Here is a 17,163-nt window from a genome sequence, read left to right as displayed (position 1 = left end):
ATTATGGCAAAGGTTCTCCTACTTTTAATGAACAACTATGAAAAGGCTCACCATGAGCAGGATTTAATTTTGGTTTTTCACCCATTGCAAGAGCTTGTTGAGGGGCTGGGGCAGGAGTAGGTTGAATGTTTGTTGGAGTGGCTTGTGGAGAGGGTTTGCTGCTTAAAGGCTGTCCGACAGGGATATCACATCTATGACCTGGCTGACCATGCGGAGGATTCATTCCGGGAGCAGTTTTTGCAGCCTGATTTTTATCAGGAACTATAACTTGTCCTGCAGGTAATGCATTAGGATCAACTTGAACGGCGTTAGGAACGGTATTAACGGCCACATTTTGAGCGGGAGCAGCTTGACTATTCAGAGGTTGTCCAACAGGAATATCGCATCGGTGACCCGGCTGTCCATGCGCAGGATTCATTCCTGGTGCTGCAATAGAAGCGGCGGCTGGGCTGGAAATTCCAGCTTGATCTAAAATAGAGGGTTGAGGCGTATTAACAACTGCGTTTGATTGAACGCTGGTTTCTTCCTTTATATACGTTGCTTTTTCGTCTTTTTTACAAGAAACGGTTACTAGTGAAACGGCGATAAAGCCTAAAAGTGTATTTTTCATATCCAGAATTGGTATGAAACAAAATTAGCAAAACATTTTTAATTGTTTTGCTAATTTTATATTTATAATCTTATTTTAGAACTAATTTTTAACTAAAAGTCTAAATCCTTCTCCGTGAACGTTGATAATTTCCAAACCTTCGTCTTCTTTTAATAATTTACGAAGCTTCGCGATATAAACGTCCATACTTCTTGCCGTAAAGTAGTTTTCTTTTTTCCAGATTTTTCTTAATGCTAGATCTCTAGGCATAAAGTCGTTTCTGTGGATACAAAGAAGTTTCAATAATTCATTTTCTTTTGGAGAAAGTTTATATTCTTTATCACCTACTCTCAATTGTCTAAGCATAGAATCAAAGAAAATATTGCTGATCTTGAATTGCTCTTGCTCTTCATTTTCCAACGTAGAGCTTCTCTGAAGAATAGCTTTTATTTTGTATAAAAGTAACTCCGTATCAAATGGTTTTGTGATGTAGTCATCCGCTCCCAATTGGTACCCTTTTAATATATCTTCTCTCATGTTTCTTGCAGTCAAGAAAATGATAGGGGTATTTTTATCGATTTTTTTAACGTCTTCTGCTAATGAGAATCCGTCTTTTTTAGGCATCATGACATCGAAAATACAGATGTCGAATTCGTTTTCTGTAAATTCTTTCAATCCCTGTTCTCCATCTACTGCCAGTGTAACTTCAAAATTATTGATCGTTAAATAATCTTTCAATACTGCTCCGAAACTCTGATCGTCTTCTACTAATAATATTCTGTTGCTCATAGTTTTAAAAATTAAAAATTAAAAAGTAATCATGAAGTCACTCATTCTACCTTCTTAATTATATTGTTATTTGGGTTCCTATTTATTTTAAATTAACTCATTGGAAGTTTTATCGTGAAAGTACTTCCTTTATCTTTCTGAGAATCTACAATTACTTCTCCTTTATGCAGTTCTACAATCTTTTTTACGTAGGAAAGACCAAGGCCTTGTCCTTTTACATTATGAATATTTCCTGTTTCTTCTCTAAAGAATTTGTCGAAAATTTTCGTTTTATTTTGGGTTTCCATTCCCATTCCTTTGTCTGAAATTTCAATCACATATAGATTGCCTTCATTGCTGGTTTTTATATGGATCTCAGGAGTCTCAGGAGAATACTTATTCGCGTTATCTAATAAATTAACCAACATATTCGAGATGTGGAATTCATCTATTTTGAATATATATTTATCGGCAGTGAATTCCTGGGTAAGCGAACCATTTCGTTGATTAACAATCAAGTTAAATGATTCAGTTGTTCTCTTGATTAATTCTCTTACGTTAGCTTCTCTTAAGAATAGTTCTACCTCATTTCTCTCTAGTTTAGACATATTAAGAATATTCTCAACCTGCTTTTTCATCCTTAAATTCTCCTGCTTGATTAATTCTGAATAGTATTTAACCTTATCAGGATTCGTGGCAATTTTATCATTTGCTAATGAATCTGTTGCGACGGATATTGTTGCGAGAGGCGTTTTAAACTCATGAGACATATTATTGATGAAGTCTGTCTTTACTTCTGCCAATTTTTTCTGCCTCATCATATAATTAATAGAGATGATATAAATTCCTAAAATCGTCAACAAGGAAAGGAAAGTTCCTAAAAGCATCGGCCAATTGTTCATCGCCAAAGAATATTCTTTTTTAGGAAAGACTAATGCTAAAGTATATAAAGTACGTTCTTTTTGGTCTGTAAAAAGAGGGTAGCTGTAAGGCGTATTATCTTTTTTGTCTTTATAATCTTTGTTTACAATGCTTGTGAGATTGTTATTTTTATCCGTAACGGCATAGTCAAACTTCGCTGAAATTCCCCTTATTTTAAGTTCTTTGGTGATAATAGAATCAAGAACTTTACTGTCAACTCTTTTGGTAATGGGTAAATTATTTCCATAAATTTTAGCAAATTCTTTTATGGTATAATCTCCATTTTCAATATCGTTGTTGATCTCTGCGGTAAGCTGTTGTGGTTTTGTAGTGTCTCTTTTTATTTTATAGGCTGCACCATCACTATAAAGGGTTGTCCATTTTATGGAATCTCCTCTTGGAGAAATGGGAAGCTGCGTCTTCTCAATAATATTTTTAGAATAAATGATTTGTCTTTGAGTTCCGGAATCTTCTACTTGCTGAATAGTCGTTAAAGAAGGTTGATTGTTGCTGGCAATGATATTTTTTCGGAAGTTTTTATTGTCTTCGTTGGTATATTTTTCTATCTCTATTTCAGTAATGCTTTTCGCAGTACTTTCTAAAGCAGTATATACTTTGCCTGAAAAATCCTGTTCCAGAATATTGTAATATCTCTTCAGCCAATAAAATTGGAGCGTAACAAAGACGATCAGTGAGATGGTCATAAACACCGAAATTATTGGGATGAACTTATTATTCATTAGACTGTTTTATTGTTTTTAGAATTGTGAATGTTAAAATTAATTGTTTTAAGACTTGATAAACAAAAAACGAGCCAAAAAATTGTATAATTTTTCTTAAAACTACGTTTTTTAACATTTTATTATAAATTTAAGAATGCTTAACATAGGAAAACCCCTGTCATAAATTAAAATAGTAAGTTTGTTACAAATAATTACTTATGGAATCTAATATCATTTTTAACAAAGATTTTGACTCAAAGAGTGTTTATGTAATGAAAATTTTTCATACTGATGTGTCAAAAGTGTGGGATTATTTTACACAATCCGAATTATTGGATTATTGGTGGGCTCCCAAACCATGGAAATGTGAAACTAAAAAGCAGGATTTTAAGGAAGGAGGAGTTTGGTTGTATTCAATGGTTGGTCCGGAAAATGAAAGACATTATGCCCAATTAAAATATGGGGAGATTATGGAACATAGAAGTTTTGACGGTGTGGCTGCTTTTTGTAATGAAGACGGAGATATTAATGAAAGGGTTTCCGGATCACAATGGCTTATTGGGTTTACTGGAATAGAAGAAGGAGCAAAAGTGACGATCAATATTCATTTTGCGTCGGAGGAAGCAATGAAGCAGCAACTGGAAATGGGTTTTGAAGAAGGCTTCAAAATGGGATTGAATCAATTAGCAGAGGTTTTAAAATAATTTGAACCATTGAGCTTAATTCTCAAAATGACCTTAATGGCTTAAAATAAAAAAAAACGGAAAGGAGAACCTTTCCGTTTTCTTATTTTTCTTAAAACAATTCTTCGTCTTGAAAATATTGAATAACTGCTTTTTTCATAAGCAATGATTGCTCATTGGGTTTTAATTCTGGTAATCCTTCCAGTTTTTCAAAGTGCGGCCATCCGCCTTCGTAGTGCGAGAATTTATAGTACCCAAAAGGTTCCAGTAATCTACACACGGCGATATGAATTAAATTTACTTTATCTTCTTTCGTATATTTTTGCTGTCCACTTCCTAATTCCTGAAGACCAATTAAAAATAAGATGGTCTCAATGGGTGGATTTTTTTCAGTATCAAAGTTTTCCTCGAAAAATTGTTCTACTTTTTTCCAATATTCAGCTTCGTTGATCATCCTTTTTCATTTTCTAATTTTAACAGAAACGCATATTCCAATGCGTCTTCTTTTAATGATTCAAATCTTCCGCTCGCGCCTCCGTGTCCGGAACTCATATCGGTTTTGAATAATAAAAGATTGTTGTCTGTTTTTAACTCTCTTAATTTTGCGGTCCATTTTGCAGGTTCCCAATATTGAACCTGAGAATCATGCAGACCTGTTGTAATCAGTATATGAGGGTATTCTTTCGCTTCTACATTATCGTATGGCGAATATTCCTTCATGTATTGATAATATTCTTTGTCGTTTGGATTTCCCCATTCGTCATATTCTCCTGTAGTTAATGGAATCGTTTCATCCAACATCGTCGTCACAACATCTACAAAAGGAACCTGAGAAACAATTCCGTTGAATAGTTTCGGCTCGTAATTGATAACTGCCCCAACCAATAATCCTCCTGCACTTCCGCCCATTGCATATAAATGCTTTGATGAAGTGTAATTTTGTTTGATTAAATATTTTCCGGCATCAATAAAATCAAAGAAGGTATTTTTCTTAAACAGCATTTTTCCGTCTTCATACCATTCTCTTCCTAAATATTCTCCACCTCTGATGTGAGCAATTGCATAAATAAAGCCTCTGTCTAAGATTGATAACCTTACATTAGAGAAACTTGCATCAACCGTATGTCCATAACTTCCATAACCATATAAAAGAACAGGAGTATCGGCTGATTTTTTCGTGTCTTTGTGATAAACCAATGAGATTGGAATTTTTGTTTCTCCATCTCTTGAGTCTGCCCAAATTCTTTCGGAAATATAATTTTCAGCAATGAATTTTCCTCCCAAAACTTCCTGTTGCTTCAACAGTTTCGTTGTTTTGTCTTTAAGGTTATATTCATAAGTTGCATTGGGTTGTGTAAGCGAGGTATAGCCGTAACGTAAAACTTCGGTGTCAAATTCTAAATTGGTCCCGATGTAAGCCGTATACGTTGGATCAGAGAAAGGTAGATAATAAGATTCTTTGGTTTTCTCTTCGATGATTTTGATTTGTAAAAGACCTCTTTCTCTTTCTTCAAGAATAAGATAGTCTTTAAATATTTCAAAACCTTCCAAGAGAATTTCTGCGCGGTGCGGAATGACATCTACCCAGTTTTCCATTCCACAATTATCAATTTTAGCTTTTACAATTTTAAAATTTATTGCGTCATCGGCATTGGTGATAATGTAAAACTCGTCTTCATAATGTTCTACAGAATATTCTAGATCATCGATTCTTGACTGAATCATTTTCCATTCTGCAAAAACATCATCAGCAGGAATAAAACGGTGTTCATCAGAAATCGTGCTTGAACTTGCCAGAAAAATATATTCTAATGATTTTGTTTTGAAAACATTCACATCAAAAGTGTCATCCTCTTCATGGAAGATTAAAATATCTTCTGAAGGTTCTGTTCCTAATTTATGCCTGTATACCTGAAATGCACGTAAGCTTTCATCTTTTCTGATATAAAAAACGTGTTCGTTATCATTCGCCCAAACAGCTTTACCTGTGGTGTTTTCTATTTTATCAGTAAGAATTTCTTCTGTTTCTAAATTCTTGAAATTAATGTCATAAATTCTTCTTCCAACATTATCAGACGAAAAAGAAGTTAATGTATTATTTGGACTTACAGCAACGCTTCCCACTTCGAAAAATGTTTCACCTTCTGCAAGAATATTTACATCAAGAATAATCTCTTCGGTGTTTTCTAAACTTTTATGTTTTCTGCAAAAAATAGGATATTCTTTTCCTTCTTCATAACGTACGATATACCAGTATTCATTGAAGAAATAGGGTAAAGATTCGTCATCTTTTTTGTAGCGGGCTTTCATCTCTTCATAAAGCTCTTCCTGAAGCTCTTCGGTATCTTTCATCATAAATTCTTCGTAAGCATTTTCTTCTTCAAGATACTTTATGACTTCAGGGTTTTCTCTTTCATTGAGCCAGAAATAATTGTCCGTTCTTTTATCTCCGTGTATTTCTAGTGTTTTTTCTATTTTTTTTGCCTGTGGAGCTTCCATTCAATATTAATTCTTGTTCAAATTTAGTTAAAAAAAAGCCATCTTTCCTTTTATTGAAAGACGGCTGTTTTATATTTTAGAGTAAAAGTTACTTATGTAAAGCTTTTACATACTTTTCAAGGGCCATAGTCATAGATGGCGTTTCTTTTGTAGGCGCCATTAGATCTACTCTTAATCCTGCTTCTTCAGCGGCTGCTAATGTTGTGTTACCAAAAACACCAATATTAGTTTCATCCTGTTTGAAGTCTGGGAAATTCTGTTGTAAAGATTTAATTCCTTGAGGACTAAAGAAGATCATCATGTCATAATCTTTAATACTAATATCTGTAAGATCACTACAAACCGTTCTGTACATGATTGCTCTTGTCCAATCTACGTTTGCGGCATCTAACGTCTTTACAATATCCGGACTTAAAACATCCGAAGAAGGTAATAGATACTTTTCAGAAGGGAATTTCTTGAAAAGCGGAGCTAAGTCTGAGAAGTTTTTCTCCCCAAAACTGATCTTTCTTTTTCTGTAGACAATATGCTTTTGAAGATAGTTGGCTACTGCTTCAGACTGGCAGATATATCGCATAGTATCTGGTACTGCAAAGCGTAACTCTTCAGCAAGTCTGAAATAATGATCTATTGCATTTTTGCTGGTAAAAATAATTCCAGTGTACTGTGTTAGATCTATTTTCTGTGTTCTAAGTTCCTTGTTGTCAACACCTTCGACGTGGATAAAAGGACGAAAATCAATCTTTATTTTTTCCTTCTTCGCTATATCTAAATATGGAGAAGACTCACTAGGCGCTGGTTGAGAAACCAATATAGACTTTATTCTCATCATTGACATTTATTAAAAAAATAATACTTTCCAAAGCAGTAATAATGGTGCTATTTGGAGGGTGCAAATATACAAAAATTTATAATACCATTTTTCGGGTAAAACATTGTTCTTGTGAAATAAATAGAAAAAAACTTTAAAAATGAATACAAATGAAAAGAAGAATAAATAGTATAAAAACATTTTATTTCTGTCAATAGGGAAATAGTAGTGGGTTACACATAAAATTATTAACAAAAAAGACAAAACAAAGTAAAATTTTGTAGAGGTAAAGTAAAAAACCATCCATTTTTTACCATCTCCTATACTTTGATAGAAAATAAATCCTAATGTTGTTTTTATTAAATAAAATAACACAACGGCTATTAAACTATACCCAAATTTATTCAATTGGTATCCCAAAACCTGTAAGTCGGCAACTTTTTTAGGCACAATCGGGATGTATTGTGAGATTAAAACAGCTAAGGTAAGAGCCATCACACAAGAGGTGATAATCCAGCTGGGAAGGTTATTGCTGGCGTCAAAATATTTTTGCAGCAAAAAGTCTTTCAGGTTGGCGCCTCTTTCTATGATATTCATCATAAATAGGTATAAAAATATACAGCCCAACAATATAAAGATTACCCAATCGTTGTTCTCGGGTATCCTTACGTGATTTATAAAATTTTGTGATAATGGCAAAGGAATGTTTTTTGCAAAATTATAGATTATTTTGTATAAAATAAAAAGGTTAAATAAACTATCTTTGCAAATTGAAATGAAAAAACTCGTCATCATCCCAACTTATAACGAAAAGGAAAATATAGAAAGTATAATTTCCGCGGTTTTTGCGTTGGAAGATAATTTTCATATTTTAGTAGTGGATGACTCCTCTCCGGACGGTACATTTGAGATTGTAAAAGATCTTCAGAAGAGATTTCCTCATACATTGCATTTATCGATAAGACATGTAAAAGATGGTTTAGGGAAAGCTTATATTCATGGTTTTAAATGGGCAATTCAAAATAATTATGATTATATTTTTGAAATGGATGCCGATTTTTCTCACAATCCAAGTGATTTACCCAAACTTTTCGAAGCTTGTCTGAATGCAGATATGGCCATTGGTTCTCGTTATTCGAAAGGAGTAAATGTGGTAAACTGGCCAATGGGAAGAGTTCTTCTTTCTTATTTTGCATCAAAATACGTAAGATTTGTTTTAGGACTTTCGATACATGATACAACAGCAGGTTTTGTTTGTTTTTCAAGAAAAGTTTTAGAAGAAATAGGATTGGAGAATGTAAGGCTTAAAGGATATGGTTTTCAAATCGAAATGAAATTCAGAGCTTTTAAAAAAGGCTTTAAAATTGTAGAAGTTCCTATTATTTTTACCAACAGAATATTGGGCGAAAGTAAAATGAATGGTGGAATTATTCATGAAGCGGTGTTTGGTGTTTTAAATTTAAAGTGGAAATCATTAATCAACAGATTATGAAAAAACTGATCTTCATTTTTGTTTTATTGGGAATGTTTTCATGTGGTGATTACATTGATAAACCAAAGAACTTGGTAGACAAAGATATAATGGCTGAGATTCTTGCTGAGATGGCAATTAATGATCAGGCAACTTTTGTGTATCAAAATAAAAATCTGGAATCCGGAACACGATATATTCTTAAAACATATAAGGTAAAACCGAATGATTTTATCGAAAGTTTTAAATATTATGTGGTGAAAGATGAAATGAAGGGAATTGCTGAGGAAGCTCAAAAAGTATTAATTGAAAAAGATCCAAAAGCGGATCAATATATAAAAGATAAGTTGAAAAAGAATGGAGTGTTACCAACTCTTGAAAAATAGGGCTGGTAGATCAACATATTCCATTTGGCAAAAAAGATCAGTCGCCAATGATGGTGAATTAAAGAAGTATACGAATGAAATTTTTTAATATAGAAAAAACCTCTGAAGGTAAGGCAAGAGCAGGAGAGATCATGACCGATCATGGGAAGGTGCAAACCCCTATTTTTATGCCTGTAGGAACTGTAGCAAGTGTGAAAACAGTTCACCAAAGAGAATTAAAAGAAGACATCAAGGCCCAAATTATTTTGGGTAATACCTATCACTTATACCTTCGTCCTGGTATGGAAACCATGCAGAAAGCGGGAGGTTTACATAAATTCATGAACTGGGATCTTCCTATTCTTACGGATTCAGGAGGTTTTCAGGTATTTTCACTTTCAGGAAGTAGAAAAATGTCTGAGGAAGGAGTGAAGTTCAAATCTCATATTGATGGAAGTTATCACTTATTTACTCCGGAAAAATCTATGGAAATCCAAAGACAGATCGGAGCAGATATTTTCATGGCTTTTGACGAATGTGTGGCTTATCCTAGTGGATACAACCAAGTAAAAGCTTCCATGGAAATGACCCACAGATGGTTGAAAAGATGTATTGGTTGGAATGAGAAAAATCCTGAATTATACGGTTACAAACAAAGGTTTTTCCCGATTGTTCAAGGTTCTACGTATTCAGATTTAAGAAAAATTTCTGCTGAAGTAATTTCAGAGGCAGGTGCCGAAGGAAACGCAATTGGTGGATTGTCTGTTGGTGAACCTGAAGATGAACTTTACAGAATTACTAATGAAGTTACCGATATCTTACCAAAAGATAAACCGAGATACCTAATGGGAGTAGGAACTCCATGGAATATTTTGGAATCTATTGGGTTGGGAATTGATATGATGGATTGTGTGATGCCTACCAGAAATGCAAGAAATGGAATGCTGTTCACTTGGCAAGGGGTAATAAACATGAAAAATGAAAAATGGAAACAAGATTTTTCTCCTTTGGATGAGTTTGGGACAAGTTTTGTAGATAGAGAATATTCAAAAGCATATGTGCGCCATTTATTTGTTTCTAAAGAATATTTAGGAAAACAAATTGCATCAATTCATAACTTGGCATTTTATTTAGATTTGGTAAAAGTGGCAAGAGAGCATATTATTGCAGGAGATTTTTATCAATGGAAAGATTCTGTGGTTCCTGTTCTTAGACAAAGACTTTAAAAAATATAAATACATAGTAAAAAAAGAGTCCCAAAGGGACGACTTAACAAAGAATAGGATGCTAATCCTATCAAAATAAAAAAAGCGAGTAGTGTTTAAAATTATAGACAAATATATCATTAAAAAATACCTTGGAACTTTTAGTTTCATGTTGATATTGCTGTCTGTAGTGGTTTTGGTAATTGATGTTCAGCAGAAGATTCCAAGAATTGAAAATGCTAAATTGGTAGACCCAAAATTGGATTTGACGTATTTTCTTATCCATTTTTACCCTTTCTGGATCATCAACCTGGTCATGACCTTCTTGTCTATTTTGGTGTTTATTTCGGTGATTTATTTTACCTCCAGAATGGCAAATAATACCGAAATTGTTGCCATTATAAGCAGTGGTGCCAGTTTCCACAGATTTGCAAAGCCTTATTTGCTTACCTCTTTATTTATTGCGTGTTTGTCATTGGTAGTCAATCATTTTGTTCTTCCTTGGGCAAATATTCAGAAAAATCAATTAGAGGCATATACCTATAATGCAAGGAATAAAGAAAAACTTCTAGGAACGGCTCCGGTTTCCGCACAGCTAAGCAGAACAGAATATATTTTTGTTAATTCATGGAATAAAGGAGAGAAAAGAGGCTCTGGTTTTGTCTTTCAAACATTCAATAAGAATAGAAAGATGACCTATGAGCTTAAAGCTTCCGATGTACTTTGGGATAAAGCTAAAAAACAATTTGTTTTAAGCAATTATCTGGAAAAAACCATCAATAAAGACGATACAGAAAAACTTTCAAACGGAGTTGAGATAAGAAAAAGTTTTGGTCATGATCCTGAAGAGCTTTTCCCGAACGAATTGTTAGGGCAAAACAAAACCACGCTGGAGCTTCTGAAGTTTATTCAAAGAGAAAAAGAAAAAGGAAACAGTAACCTGAATACCCATCTCAATGAGCTTCATCAGAGAACTTCAATGCCTGTTTCTATTGTTATTCTTACGTTTTTAGCACTTTCTCTTTCTTCTCAAAAGAAAAGAGGAGGATTGGGTGTAAACTTGGCTATAGGAATCTCCTTGGCTTTCCTGTTTGTGTTTTCATTTGAAGCATTAAAGGTGGTTTCTGAAAACAAAAGCATGTCGCCTCTGCTTGCGATGTGGTTTCCCAATATTGTGTTTTTCCCGATCGCATTGTATTTATACTTGAAAAGAGCCAATCAATAAAGAAGTTTTATTTCTTTATGATAAAAAGATTGTAGTCCGTCATTTTCAAGATCAATCCATAATTCACCCATTTTGTCGGCGTATTTTATAATGCCATTTTGTCTCTCTTCATTCATTTCGAAGACAGAGATCTCATCTTTTCGAAATAGATTTTCATTAAAATGATCCATGATTTCCTGTTCAGAAGGAATATTTTTTAATTTTTCAATTAGAAAATCATGATAGTTGGAGGTAAATTCTTTTAAATCATATCTTGTTCCCGTCTGGGTTAAAAGTGAGCCCGCTTTGGAAATATCATCAAATACTTCCTGTAACACATTGATACCCGAACCGATGATGTAATAATTGCTTTGGTTGATTTTTTTCTTCTCGATTAAAATTCCAACGATTTTCTTATTTTTAAGAATGATGTCGTTCGGCCATTTTATTTTCACTATATTTTCAGTCAAATTGGCAAGGAAATCCCTGATGGCAATTGCGGTATAATAATTGAACAAAAAATCAGACAGCGTGGAGTTTTCAGTTTTAACTGCTAGCGTATAGGCTAAATTTTTTTCAGCAGTTGAAATCCATGTATTTCCGTACTGTCCACGACCTTTGGTCTGGTTGAAAGTATGAAGCCCAATAAAATCCGAATTATCGTAAAGTAAATACTGAGATATTTCGTCATTAGTAGAAGAAGACTCTTTTTGATAGAATAGTTGACCCATTAAGAAAACTTTAAGACTTTAAAAGGCTAAAAGTAAGGCTAAAGTAAAAGAAAAACAATAAATTTGCAGATTATAGATATTTTAATGAATAAAACAGCAGAAAAGCAGGCGCTAATAGATAAAATTGTTGAGGCCATCCAAGATGTAAAGGGTGAAGATATTATGATTTTCGATCTTTCGAAAATTGAAAATTCTGTAGCGGAAACTTTTATAATTTGTAGCGGAAACTCAAACACACAAGTGTCTGCATTAGCAGGGAGTGTAGAGAAAAAAGTAAGAAACGATCTTCAGGATAGACCTTGGCATGTAGAAGGTACCGAAAACTCTATGTGGGTTTTGGTAGATTATGTTACCGTGGTAGTTCACATTTTCCAAAAAGAAACTCGTGAGTACTATGACATCGAGGAACTTTGGGGAGATGCGAAGATTACAAAGATTGAATATGAATATTAAATTTTAAAAAGTATAAATGAACAATAAAGGATTTAACTGGTTTTTTCCGATTGCGATCATAGCTCTTTTGTTATTTTTTGGCTCCAATTTTTTAGGAGGCGACAGTGCAAAATCTATTGACGAAGATGGTTTCTTCAAAGAGTTGCAGGCGGGAAAAGTTCAAAATATTATTATATACAAAGACACCGAAAAGGCTGATGTTTTCTTAACGAAAGCTGCTAAAACGGCGATAGTAAGTAAAGATGCTAAAGAAAATAATCCGTTATCTGCATTCGAGATGGCACCAAAAGCAGATTGTTCTGTAAAATACGGAGATCTTCAGCTATTCCTTCAAAAGTTTGAACAGATAAAAGCAACTAACCCTGCTATTGCAACGACTAAAGATTATGGTGCAGGCAAAAATCCTTTCATGGATATTTTGTTCTCAGCATTAATTTGGATTGCTATTTTAGGATTGTTCTATTTCCTTCTTTTCAGAAAGATGGGAGGTGGCGGAGGCCCTGGTGGACAAATTTTCTCTATCGGTAAGTCTAAAGCAAAACTTTTCGACGAAAAAGAAAGAATTCAGGTAACATTTAAGGATGTTGCAGGATTGGAAGGTGCAAAAGAAGAAGTACAGGAAGTTGTAGATTTCTTGAAAAATTCTGAAAAATACACAAAACTAGGAGGTAAGATCCCTAAAGGAGTTCTATTAGTAGGACCTCCGGGAACGGGTAAAACATTACTGGCTAAAGCCGTTGCAGGTGAAGCTAAAGTTCCATTCTTCTCACTTTCAGGTTCTGATTTTGTAGAAATGTTTGTAGGAGTAGGAGCTTCAAGAGTAAGAGATTTGTTTGCTCAGGCAAAAGCAAAATCTCCGGCAATCATCTTTATTGATGAGATTGATGCGATCGGACGTGCAAGAGGTAAAAACAATTTCTCAGGCGGAAATGACGAAAGAGAAAATACATTGAACCAACTTCTTACAGAAATGGACGGATTTGGAACAGATGTTAACGTTATCGTTATGGCTGCAACCAACAGAGCTGATATCTTAGATAAAGCCTTGATGAGAGCAGGACGTTTTGACCGTTCTATCTATGTAGATCTTCCTGAATTACACGAAAGAAGAGAGATTTTTGATGTTCACCTGCTTAAAATTAAGCTTGATGATACAGTGGACAGAGATTTCTTAGCAAAACAAACTCCAGGATTCAGTGGAGCAGATATTGCTAACGTTTGTAACGAAGCAGCATTAATTGCAGCTAGAAATAGTCATACTTCGGTAACTAAGCAAGATTTCCTTGATGCTGTAGACAGAATCATTGGTGGTCTTGAGAAGAAAAATATGGCAATCAAACCTTCAGAAAAAAGAAGAGTTGCTTATCATGAAGCGGGTCACGCTACCATCTCTTGGTTGGTAGAACACGCAGCTCCATTGTTGAAAGTAACGATTGTGCCAAGAGGACGCTCTTTAGGAGCAGCTTGGTATCTTCCAGAAGAAAGACAGTTGACAACTACTGAACAGATGATGGACGAATTATGTGCAACATTAGGAGGTAGAGCAGCAGAGCAGGTTATTTTTAACAATATTTCAACAGGTGCATTATCTGATTTGGAAAGTGTAACGAAAAGAGCTCAGGCTATGGTTACGGTATACGGATTAAGCCCAAATATTGGGAACATCTCTTACTACGACAGTTCAGGGCAGTCTGAATATAATTTTGGAAAACCATATTCTGAAGCAACGGCTAATAAAATTGATGTTGAGATAAAATCAATTATTGAAAATCAATATGAAAGAGCGGTTCAGATTCTTACTGAGAATAAAGATAAGCTTGATGCCTTAGCGAATAAACTTTTAGAAAAAGAAGTAATTTTCCGTGAAGACCTTGAGGATATATTCGGAAAAAGAGCATGGGATCCTGAGTTAACAGAAAGACCTGTTACAAGCACGATGGCGGCTAAAGAACCGAGTGAGGAAATCATTATCAAAGACAAAGAAGAAGAAAGTGAAATTCAGGCTCCAGAAAGCCCGACACAACTTTAAAATACTTCAAAAATAGAGTAGAAAAAACCTGACGACGCAAAATTGTCAGGTTTTTTCATATTTAAGAGTACATTTTTAGAATCTATTGTAATTTATTTTCTATTTTTGTATAAAGTTGACTAAAAATAAATTAAGTTGAGTTTATTCAAGAGAATTGTAAGCAAACTGACCAACCAACCTGAGGAAGAAGACAAACAGAGTTTGGAAAAACTAGGGGATTCGCTTAAAAATGCGGATCTCGACTATAAGTTTGCGCAATTATTTACGCATTCGGGAGGATTTTTTAATTATTGTGCAGATGAAGCGGAGGCTCTACAGACTTTACAGCAAATTGTCAAAATAGAAGGGATGAATAATATCTTTTGTTGGGATAAGGAGCTTCAGAATTTTCTGAACGTGGTGAAAACTCCTTATACTTCAGATTTTGAACATTCCAATGATGCTGCTTTCATCACCTGTGAGTATCTTATTGCTTACGATGGAAGAATCATGCTTTCACATAATAACATCCTGCATTATCACTCTTCAAGGTTGCCTAATAAAATCATTATTATGGCGAATGTTTCACAGATTGTAAATAACCTGAATGATGCGATGGGAAAAATTAAAAGAAACGGAAATATTAAGAACCTTACTTCCATCAGCGGAAATCAGTCAAAATTAGATACTTCTTCACACGCCAATACAAAACTATTTTTATTGCTGCTTGAAGACTAGCATCAACTTCTAAAATTTACATCTTGGACAAAAATCTTATTCAAAGAACACTCTCGGGAATTGTTTATGTTGCAGTTATTATTCTTTGTACCACTCCGCTAGGAGCGCAACTCATCAACAGTATTTCTCCGGACCTTGTTAAACAACAATATTTATATTACGGTTTGATCACTTTTCTATTGATTGTAGGATCATGGGAATGTGTAAAAATTATGAAATTTGGAAATGGATATGAGAAATGGGTCGTATTTCCTGTTATCATGGTTATCTTTTATATGTTTTCCAAAAGGTATTTCTACCACGACTTTTATTTTAATTTCAGATTAAGCGAAATATTGGCGCTTGCCTTGATTTTAATAGCTGTTATCACGTTATTTAAATATGCGAACGAATTGTACTTCGATAGCGGGAAACTTATTTTTACAGTTATTTACGTGGCTCTTCCGTTTAGTTTTGCATTGGGCTTACCAAAGTTTTCTACCTATGAGAATACATTCTCTTTAGAAGTTCTTTTCTTGTTTGTTTTGATATGGAGCAGCGATACGTTTGCCTACTTAACAGGGAAATTCTTCGGGAAACATAAAATGGCTCCTAAAATCTCTCCTAAAAAAACTTGGGAAGGATATTTTGGTGGGGTAGTACTAACATTAGTGCTTTCTTACTTCATAGAACATTATCAGCCTGAACTTAGAGGAAACTGGATGGTTGTTGGGTTCTTAGTGGCTGCCTTTGCACCATTAGGAGATTTGGTAGAAAGCCAACTGAAAAGAAATTTCGGTGTAAAAGACAGCGGAAACATCCTTCCGGGGCATGGTGGCGTATTAGATAGGCTGGATAGTTTTTTAATTTGCGCGCCTGTCGTATATTTGTACTTTATTTTAGAAAAATTTATTTAATCTCATGAAATTACATAAGGAGTCAAAGGGGACGATCACTGTAGCAACACTACTATTTATTATCATTAGTGTGTTGGCTATTTATTTTCTTGAAATGTGGTCATTACTGATCATTATGCCATTATTGATTGTCTACAGTTTAGTATTTTGGTTCTTTAGAGTTCCGGTACGTGATATTTTAGAACACCGTGAAAACGTTATTGCTCCTGTTGATGGGAAAGTGGTAATGATCAAGGAAGTGGAAGAAACCGAGTTTTTGAAAGGAAAAGCGATTCAGGTTTCTATTTTTATGTCACCTTTAAACGTGCATATTTGTAGATATCCGGTTTCAGGAAAAGTAATTTATAAAAAATACCATCCAGGGAAATATCTTGTTGCTTGGCACGAGAAATCTTCTACAGAGAACGAGAGAACAACGGTTGCTGTTCAAAGTATGACAAATCATCAAGTGGTTTTCAGACAAATTGCAGGATACGTGGCTAGAAGAATTGTTTTCTATTGTAATGAAGGGGATGAGTCTAAAGCAGGACATGAATTTGGATTCATTAAATTCGGATCAAGAATGGATGTTTTCTTGCCTTTAGATACAGAAATCATCTGCAAGATTGGAGATATCACCAAAGGTGGATTGGATGTGATTGCAAGAATGAAAGATTAAGACATCATCAAAAATATATGTAAAGACTGTTTCGAAAGGAGCGGTCTTTTTTATTTACATACGAATGACACGAGAATTTGTTTCAACCTATTTTATGTACTGTTTTACTTCATTAATCAACCTCAAAATCAATTCCACAGGCAAATCCTCTTCAATCTCAATTAAAAGGATTTTAAACTTCTTTCTGCCTTCCTGAATGAGCTCTGGATGATCAAGTCTATCACCATGATAAAAACTTACATAATGTTTCTTATGCTTTTTGCTGTAATATAAATAGCATAACATCTTCTTTTTAAACTTAAAAAAAGGAAGCCCGAAGCTCAATGTTTCTGTGATATTTTCAGGGTCCGACTCTAATATCTTTTTCCTTAAAAAAAGAAGAGTACTTCTTTCAGGTTCTTGAATTCTGTAGAAGTACTCTTGTATGGGATTCATTTTAAA

19 protein-coding genes are annotated in these 17,163 nt (G+C 34.2%); 10 read left to right on the top strand and 9 right to left on the bottom strand.

The window, feature by feature from the left end:
• Position 1 precedes the first annotated feature (1 nt).
• The 3 genes from AMQ68_RS19310 to AMQ68_RS19300 form a co-directional block, all read right to left on the bottom strand.
• The gene (locus AMQ68_RS19310; RefSeq protein ID WP_054512236.1) at positions 2-610 is read right to left on the bottom strand and encodes a hypothetical protein; all 609 of its coding nucleotides are present in this window, start codon (positions 608-610) and stop codon (positions 2-4) included.
• A gap of 81 nt (positions 611-691) precedes the next feature.
• Positions 692-1,378 (bottom strand): response regulator transcription factor, encoded by a 687-nt coding sequence (locus AMQ68_RS19305; protein ID WP_054512235.1) that lies wholly within the window; start codon positions 1,376-1,378, stop codon positions 692-694.
• Between the two features lie 92 nt (positions 1,379-1,470).
• Positions 1,471-3,018 carry a sensor histidine kinase KdpD gene (locus tag AMQ68_RS19300; protein WP_054512234.1) on the bottom strand — a complete coding sequence of 516 codons (1,548 nt, stop codon included), beginning with the start codon at positions 3,016-3,018 and terminating at the stop codon, positions 1,471-1,473.
• Between the two features lie 200 nt (positions 3,019-3,218).
• Here AMQ68_RS19300 and AMQ68_RS19295 point away from each other — a divergent pair, with 200 nt between their 5' ends.
• A complete protein-coding gene (locus AMQ68_RS19295; RefSeq protein ID WP_054512233.1) occupies positions 3,219-3,704 on the top strand; it encodes an SRPBCC domain-containing protein in 486 nt (161 codons plus the stop codon).
• A gap of 91 nt (positions 3,705-3,795) precedes the next feature.
• On the opposite strand, the gene AMQ68_RS19290 is transcribed toward AMQ68_RS19295, so the two are convergent.
• The 4 genes from AMQ68_RS19290 to AMQ68_RS19275 all read right to left on the bottom strand — a co-directional run bounded on the left by AMQ68_RS19290 (position 3,796) and on the right by AMQ68_RS19275 (position 7,692).
• Positions 3,796-4,137, bottom strand: coding sequence for a hypothetical protein (locus AMQ68_RS19290; RefSeq protein ID WP_054512232.1), 342 nt, complete (start codon positions 4,135-4,137; stop codon positions 3,796-3,798).
• On the bottom strand, positions 4,134-6,182 hold the full coding sequence (locus tag AMQ68_RS19285; RefSeq protein WP_054512231.1) for an oligopeptidase B: 2,049 nt from the start codon (positions 6,180-6,182) through the stop codon (positions 4,134-4,136). The genes AMQ68_RS19290 and AMQ68_RS19285 overlap by 4 nt, the downstream gene beginning before the upstream one ends.
• Positions 6,183-6,270: 88 nt before the next feature.
• Complete coding sequence (locus tag AMQ68_RS19280; protein ID WP_054512865.1) at positions 6,271-7,011, bottom strand: uroporphyrinogen-III synthase; 741 nt, start codon at positions 7,009-7,011, stop codon at positions 6,271-6,273.
• A gap of 12 nt (positions 7,012-7,023) precedes the next feature.
• On the bottom strand, positions 7,024-7,692 hold the full coding sequence (locus AMQ68_RS19275) for a DUF4271 domain-containing protein (protein WP_082384178.1): 669 nt from the start codon (positions 7,690-7,692) through the stop codon (positions 7,024-7,026).
• A 76-nt stretch (positions 7,693-7,768) separates the two neighbouring features.
• On the opposite strand from AMQ68_RS19275, the gene AMQ68_RS19270 reads away from it, so the two are divergent.
• From AMQ68_RS19270 to AMQ68_RS19255, 4 genes are all read left to right on the top strand, one after another.
• Positions 7,769-8,485 carry a polyprenol monophosphomannose synthase gene (locus tag AMQ68_RS19270; RefSeq protein WP_054512229.1) on the top strand — a complete coding sequence of 239 codons (717 nt, stop codon included), beginning with the start codon at positions 7,769-7,771 and terminating at the stop codon, positions 8,483-8,485.
• Positions 8,482-8,850: a DUF4296 domain-containing protein gene (locus AMQ68_RS19265; protein ID WP_054512228.1), complete on the top strand. Its 369-nt coding sequence runs from the start codon at positions 8,482-8,484 to the stop codon at positions 8,848-8,850. The genes AMQ68_RS19270 and AMQ68_RS19265 overlap by 4 nt, the downstream gene beginning before the upstream one ends.
• A gap of 74 nt (positions 8,851-8,924) precedes the next feature.
• Positions 8,925-10,055, top strand: a complete 1,131-nt coding sequence (tgt, locus tag AMQ68_RS19260) for a tRNA guanosine(34) transglycosylase Tgt (protein WP_054512227.1) — start codon at positions 8,925-8,927, stop codon at positions 10,053-10,055.
• Between the two features lie 91 nt (positions 10,056-10,146).
• Positions 10,147-11,259 carry an LptF/LptG family permease gene (locus AMQ68_RS19255; RefSeq protein ID WP_082384177.1) on the top strand — a complete coding sequence of 371 codons (1,113 nt, stop codon included), beginning with the start codon at positions 10,147-10,149 and terminating at the stop codon, positions 11,257-11,259.
• On the opposite strand, the gene AMQ68_RS19250 is transcribed toward AMQ68_RS19255, so the two are convergent.
• Complete coding sequence (locus AMQ68_RS19250; protein ID WP_054512225.1) at positions 11,253-11,969, bottom strand: biotin--[acetyl-CoA-carboxylase] ligase; 717 nt, start codon at positions 11,967-11,969, stop codon at positions 11,253-11,255. The two genes, AMQ68_RS19255 and AMQ68_RS19250, sit on opposite strands and share 7 nt — an antisense overlap.
• 84 nt (positions 11,970-12,053) lie before the next feature.
• On the opposite strand from AMQ68_RS19250, the gene rsfS reads away from it, so the two are divergent.
• From rsfS to AMQ68_RS19225, 5 genes are all read left to right on the top strand, one after another.
• Positions 12,054-12,422, top strand: coding sequence for a ribosome silencing factor (gene rsfS, locus AMQ68_RS19245; RefSeq protein WP_054512224.1), 369 nt, complete (start codon positions 12,054-12,056; stop codon positions 12,420-12,422).
• A 16-nt stretch (positions 12,423-12,438) separates the two neighbouring features.
• Complete coding sequence (ftsH, locus tag AMQ68_RS19240; protein WP_054512223.1) at positions 12,439-14,451, top strand: ATP-dependent zinc metalloprotease FtsH; 2,013 nt, start codon at positions 12,439-12,441, stop codon at positions 14,449-14,451.
• A 135-nt stretch (positions 14,452-14,586) separates the two neighbouring features.
• Positions 14,587-15,168, top strand: a complete 582-nt coding sequence (locus tag AMQ68_RS19235; RefSeq protein ID WP_054512222.1) for an LUD domain-containing protein — start codon at positions 14,587-14,589, stop codon at positions 15,166-15,168.
• Between the two features lie 23 nt (positions 15,169-15,191).
• The gene (locus AMQ68_RS19230; RefSeq protein WP_054512221.1) at positions 15,192-16,064 is read left to right on the top strand and encodes a phosphatidate cytidylyltransferase; all 873 of its coding nucleotides are present in this window, start codon (positions 15,192-15,194) and stop codon (positions 16,062-16,064) included.
• Between the two features lie 4 nt (positions 16,065-16,068).
• Positions 16,069-16,722, top strand: coding sequence for a phosphatidylserine decarboxylase family protein (locus AMQ68_RS19225; protein WP_054512220.1), 654 nt, complete (start codon positions 16,069-16,071; stop codon positions 16,720-16,722).
• Positions 16,723-16,809: 87 nt separating this feature from the next.
• Here the strand turns inward: AMQ68_RS19225 and AMQ68_RS19220 are convergent, their stop codons facing one another.
• Entirely contained in the window at positions 16,810-17,157 is a 348-nt protein-coding gene (locus AMQ68_RS19220; protein ID WP_054512219.1) for a DUF1801 domain-containing protein, read from the bottom strand.
• Between the last annotated feature and the right edge of the window lie 6 nt (positions 17,158-17,163).

The organism is Chryseobacterium sp. ERMR1:04 (assembly GCF_001297705.1).
Classification (GTDB): Bacteria; Bacteroidota; Bacteroidia; order Flavobacteriales; family Weeksellaceae; genus Chryseobacterium.
The sequence above is the reverse complement of the archived record's forward strand: the minus strand, read 5'-3'. Positions and strand labels throughout refer to the sequence as shown.